The sequence below is a fragment of the uncultured Streptococcus sp. genome (assembly GCF_963545685.1).
In the GTDB taxonomy this organism is placed as follows: domain Bacteria; phylum Bacillota; class Bacilli; order Lactobacillales; family Streptococcaceae; genus Streptococcus.
In genome coordinates this window covers 48,105-54,104 of sequence record NZ_CAUUKN010000009.1, presented here as the reverse complement: position 1 = coordinate 54,104, position 6,000 = coordinate 48,105, and the positions used below count along the sequence as shown (strand labels likewise).

Sequence of the window (6,000 nt, the reverse complement as noted above, 5' to 3'; positions counted from 1 at the left end):
AGCTGATTTGTAGGAAACCCATTGCTTCCAATTCACGTGCCCGTTTCAGGCTGCCAGCGTCTTTGACCGCTAGGTCGCTAGCTGCAAGAGCTTGAGCGATAGTGTTTTTGGCTTCCTCATGGTCAGAAGCCAACAGTACAGTTGTCTGTAGTTGGTCAGCGACTTTTCCACTTGCTAAAGTTGCACCAAAAGTAGTATTAAATCCTTTGACAACATAACTTTGAGGCAATTTTTCTTGAAGTAGCGCTGCTGCAGAAGATTCTGCAGGAACGACTAGGTCATTAAAGGTGTCAAAGTTAACTGGATTGGTGATGTCAATGACGATTTTACCAACCAAAAGTTCTTTATATGTATCAGCAATGCTATCAAGAGCAGCGTAAGGAACTGCCAGAATGATGATATCGCCAATTTCTTTTGCTGGCTCTTGGGCTGTTACAAAGTTGACTGTGTGGCCTGCTTTTTCAAATTGGCCTGCGATGGCTTGGCCCATATTGCCTTTACCAAAAATAGTTACTTGTGTCATATTGAGTTTCCTTCTTTCTTATTTGATTGGGAACATAGTGTTTCCATTGACCACTTGATTAGCTGGGACTTCTTCTTGCATGACATCCCAATGTTCGATGAATTTGCAATCTACCACGTGGAAGTAGTCAACCGCAATCATGCTCTTGCCGAACCAGTTAGTGTAGCGACCATGAACTGCGACCATGTCACCATCTTCCATAACAATTCCTGCTTGGTAAGTGATAGCATTGTCAGGAATTAAAAATAAAAGTTATTTTTAGGATGGCTAAAGTATAACAAGTTTTATTCTTAGAAGCCAGTAATAAGCTTATTATTTCGTCTTAGAAAAAGAAGGTTTTTTATTTAAAATTAGATTAATTTTGTAGGTTGATTCCACCTTCTAAAATAGTCTAAAACCTAACGATTTTACTTGTTTTTATCTTATCCTTAGTGCATTTGTTCACAAGAGTCATACATTAGGCAAATGATTAAAGGACGTTTTCTGAGAAAATGAAGGCAGATACATTAAACTGATATTACAGTTGTGTAATTGTATTCTCTTGTCAAATAGCTTATGATAGAAATAATATAAGGGAAAAAGGTAACTATTATGGAACAAAAAGTACGCTTTAAAATGCATAAAGTGAAGAAGAACTGGGTGACTATTGGGGTAACAGCACTCTCAATGGTTACCGTTGCTGGTGGAACTTTGTTGGCGGACCAACAGGTTCAGGCCGATGAGCAAAATCCTGCAAATCAGTCGGGTGATAGCAGTCAGGATTTGCTTCAAGACACGCCTGCTACAACTAATGATGCAGCAATTACAGTAGCACCAACGATCTCAGCAGATGCTAATACTGCGAGCGTGGCTATTCCTGTCGCAGACGCGACTAGCACGACAACCAATGCTACAGATAGGGCAGCGGCACCTACTACAAACGTAGCGACAGTGGACGCTAACTCAGGTCAAGCAGCACCAAGTACAAATGTGCAACCAGCAGCTGCTGACACTAGTGCCACAACTACAGATACAAATACTAACACGAATGCTTCAGCAACTGCAACGGATCGTGTAGCTACTACAGACCGTGCAGCGACAACCGATACGGCAAATACAGAAGCTCATACACGTAGCCGCCGTGCCTTGGCAGAAACTCGAGAAGCCAACACCAACACAGCGACTGGTATCCAATGGATCAACGGTAAACAATACTATGTCAATAGTGACGGTAGTGTGCGTAAGAACTTCGTCTTTGAGCAAGACGGTAAGTCTTATTACTTTGATGCTGAAACAGGAGCTCTTGCGACCAAGTCACAGGATGAATTTTCAACAGAACCTATCAAGGCGACTGTGGATTTTTCATCTGGAAACCAGCTCTACAAAAACGATGACAAATCTTTAGACCAACTGGACACCTTCATCACAGCGGATGCTTGGTACCGTCCAAAGAGCATTCTCAAGGATGGTAAGACTTGGACAGCTTCAACCGAGGCTGACAAACGTCCACTCTTGATGGTTTGGTGGCCTGACAAGTCAACTCAGGTTAACTACCTTAACTACATGCAAAATCAAGGTCTTGGTGCGGGATCATTTTCAACTAACTCTAGTCAGGAAAGTCTAGATCAAGCTGCCAAGATGGTTCAGACTAAGATTGAAGAACGTATCGCGCGTGAAGGCAATACCAATTGGTTGCGTACAAGTATTGACCAATTTATCAAGACTCAGCCAGGTTGGAATAGCAGTACTGAAAATAGTTCATATGACCACTTGCAAGGTGGACAGTTGCTCTTTAATAACAGTAAGGGTGATACTGGTAACCGTACTAGCCATGCCAACTCTGATTATCGTCTCCTAAACCGCACACCGACAAACCAGACTGGGACACGTAAGTATTTCAAGGACAATTCTATCGGTGGTGTGGAGTTCTTGCTTGCCAACGATATTGACAACTCAAACCCAGCTGTTCAGGCAGAGCAACTTAACTGGCTCCACTTCATGATGAATATCGGAAGCATCATGGCCAATGACCCAACTGCCAACTTTGATGGTTTGCGTGTCGATGCCTTGGACAATGTGGATGCTGACCTTCTCCAAATCGCTTCAGATTACTTCAAAGCAGCCTATGGTGTTGACAAGTCTGAAGCCAATGCGATCAAACACTTGTCATACTTGGAAGCGTGGTCTGCCAACGACCCATACTACAACAAGGATACTAAAGGGGCCCAACTGCCGATTGATAATGCCCTTCGTAATGCTCTTACCAACCTTTTGATGCGTGATAAAAATACACGTATGCAGCTTGGGGACATGACGGCCTTCATCAACAGTAGTTTGAATCCACGTGGTGCCAATGATAAAAATAGTGAGCGTATGGCTAACTATATTTTCACTCGTGCTCACGATACGGAAGCCCAAACTATTATCCAACGTATCATCCGTGATCGTATTAACCCAAATCTATTTGGCTACAATTTCACCCGTGATGAAATCAAGAAGGCCTTCGAGATTTATAACGCTGATATCAATACAGCTCACAAGACTTATGCGTCTTACAACTTGCCATCTGTCTATGCTCTCATGTTGACCAACAAGGACTCTGTGACACGTGTTTATTACGGTGACCTCTACCGTGAAGACGGTCACTACATGGCTCAAAAGACACCTTACTTTGATGCCATCGACACCCTTTTGCGTGCCCGTATCAAGTATGTAGCTGGTGGTCAAGACATGGAAGTGAAGAAAGTCGGAAATGACGGCCTCTTGACATCTGTTCGTTATGGTAAAGGTGCGAATAACAGCACTGATTGGGGAACTGCTGAAACCCGTACGCAAGGAATGGGTGTCATCATGACCAACAACTACGATTTCCGTTTGGGTAGCAATGAAACTGTAACGATGAACATGGGTAGAGCTCACCGTAATCAGCTTTACCGTCCATTGCTTTTGACAACCAAAGATGGTATCAAGACCTATCTAAATGATTCTGATGTCCCTTCAAACCTTCTTAAGCGAACAGACAGAAACGGAAACTTGACCTTCAATGCCAATGATATTTTTGGTGTGGAAAATGTGCAAGTATCAGGTTACCTCGGTGTCTGGGTACCAGTCGGGGCTAAGGCTAATCAAGACGCACGTACACAGCCAAGTAACCGTGCCAATAGCGACGGTCAAGTTTACAAGTCTTCAGCAGCTCTAGATTCGCAAGTAATGTATGAAGCCTTCTCAAACTTCCAAGCTTTTGCGGACGATCAGCCAGAACTCTACATGAACCGTGTCCTAGCTAAGAACACTGACTTGCTCAAAGCTTGGGGTATCACATCGGTTGGACTTCCACCACAGTACGTTTCAAGTAAGGATGGTACCTTCCTTGATTCAACAATTGACAATGGTTATGCCTTTGATGACCGTTACGATATGGCCTTGAGTCAAAATAACAAGTACGGCTCACTTGAGGATCTCCTTAACGTCCTTCGAGCTCTCCACAAAGACGGCATCCAAGCCATCGCTGACTGGGTGCCAGACCAAATCTATAACCTTCCTGGTAAAGAAGTGGTTAATGCCACACGTGTAAATGGTTACGGTTATCACCAAGCGGGTTACCAGATTGTTGACCAAGCCTATGTGGCAAATACTCGTACAGATGGCACAGACTATCAAGGTAAGTACGGTGGTGCCTTCCTTGATGAGCTTAAAGCTAAGTACCCATCTATTTTCAATCGTGTGCAAATCTCAAATGGTAAGCAATTGCCTACGAATGAAAAGATTACCAAATGGTCTGCCAAGTACTTCAACGGAACTAACATCCTTGGACGAGGCATCAACTTTGTCCTTCGTGATGATAAGACCAACCAGTACTTTAATACTTCAGCCAACAGCCAACTCTTGCCAACACCACTTCGTGACACAGGTGCCATCACAAGCACTCAAGTCTTCCAACGTCGTGGACAAGACGTTTACTTCCTTCGTGATAACCAAGTCGTTAAAAATGAATTTGTTCAAGACGGCAACGGCAACTGGTATTACTTCGGTGCTGACGGTAAGATGACCAAGGGTACTCAAACCATCAATAGCAAGGATTACTATTTCTTTGACAATGGTATCCAATTGCGTAACGCCCTTCGTCGTGCTAACAACGGCTATACTTACTATTATGGTTTAGACGGTGCTATGGTTAAGAATGCTTTTGTTGATTTTGACGACAAGCGTAAGCAGGTGCGTGCCTTTACGACTCAAGGAACCATGGTAGTAGGTAACCTTCATTGGAGTGGTCACCATTTCTACTTTGACCGTGAAACTGGTATTCAGGCCAAGGATCGCATTGTCCGTACAGATGATGGCAAATTGCATTATTATGTTGCAGAAACTGGTGATATGGGACGCAATGTTTTTGCTACAGATAGCAGCACAGGTAAACGTTATTACTTTGACGCTGATGGTAACACTGTGACTGGTTCACGTGTCATTGACGGTAAGACTTATTACTTTAACCAAGATGGTAGTGTCGGTACGGCCTACAGCAACCGAGCGGATTCTATTATCTTTGAAAATGGTAAGGCCCGTTACATCACACCAGCAGGCGAAATTGGACGTAGCATCTTTGTCTACAATCCAGCGACTAAAGCTTGGAACTACTTTGATAAAGAGGGGAACCGTGTTACTGGACGTCAATACATTGATGGTCACCTCTATTACTTCAAGGAAGATGGTAGCCAAGCTAAGGGCGAAATTATCGAAGAAAACGGCATTAAGTATTACTATGAGCCAGAAACAGGAATTCTCGCTAGCGGACGCTACCTCCAAGTAGGTGATAACCAGTGGATGTACTTCAAACACGACGGTTCAATGGCTATCGGCCAAGTTCGTGCTGATCATGGATACCTTAAGTACTTTGATGAAAATGGTATCCAAGTCAAGGGGAAAACTGTTGTCGAAGATGGTAAGACTTATTACTATGATGCCCACAGTGGAGCTCTTGTAACAAGCAGCTTTGCTGAGGTTGCACCAAACCAATGGGCTTACTTCAATACTGAAGGCGAGGCCCTTAAAGGCAAGTGGACGATCAATGGCAAGGAATACTACTTTGACCAAAATGGAATCCAATACAAGGGCAAGGCCGTTAAGGTCGGCAGTCGTTACAAGTACTATGATGAAAATGATGGCCAACCTGTAACCAACCGTTTCGCTCAAATCGAGCCTAACGTCTGGGCTTACTTTGGAGCAGATGGTTATGCCGTGACAGGGGAACAAGTCATCAATGGCCAACACCTTTACTTTGACCAATCAGGTCGCCAGGTTAAAGGTGCTTACGTCACAGTCAATGGCCAACGCCGTTACTACGATGCCAACACTGGCGAATATATCCCAGGAAGATAAGCAGTAGTACCTCGGTGACTGACCAGAGAACACACAGACGAGAATGAGGGAAAATTCTCAAGAAAAGATCGTGAAAACGGTCTTTTTTGTGCTTTTATTTCGATTTTATTTCGAAATAGTAT

3 protein-coding genes are annotated in these 6,000 nt (G+C 43.7%); 1 reads left to right on the top strand and 2 read right to left on the bottom strand.

The features are described from left to right. Positions 1-523: NAD(P)-binding domain-containing protein (locus tag RWZ99_RS03295; RefSeq protein WP_314676324.1), on the bottom strand; the 523-nt coding region annotated here is incomplete at its 3' end. A gap of 18 nt (positions 524-541) precedes the next feature. Next, complete coding sequence (locus RWZ99_RS03290) at positions 542-724, bottom strand: hypothetical protein (RefSeq protein WP_314676323.1); 183 nt, start codon at positions 722-724, stop codon at positions 542-544. 390 nt (positions 725-1,114) lie between these two features. Here RWZ99_RS03290 and RWZ99_RS03285 point away from each other — a divergent pair, with 390 nt between their 5' ends. Further along, positions 1,115-5,878 carry a glycoside hydrolase family 70 protein gene (locus tag RWZ99_RS03285; RefSeq protein ID WP_314676322.1) on the top strand — a complete coding sequence of 1,588 codons (4,764 nt, stop codon included), beginning with the start codon at positions 1,115-1,117 and terminating at the stop codon, positions 5,876-5,878. The last annotated feature ends 122 nt before the right edge of the window (positions 5,879-6,000 follow it).

Coding starts and splice junctions, on each gene's coding strand:
- RWZ99_RS03290 (WP_314676323.1), bottom strand. CDS start 724: ATGGAAGATGGTGACATGGTCGCAGTTCATGGTCGCTACACTAACTGG.
- RWZ99_RS03285 (WP_314676322.1), top strand. CDS start 1,115: ATGGAACAAAAAGTACGCTTTAAAATGCATAAAGTGAAGAAGAACTGG.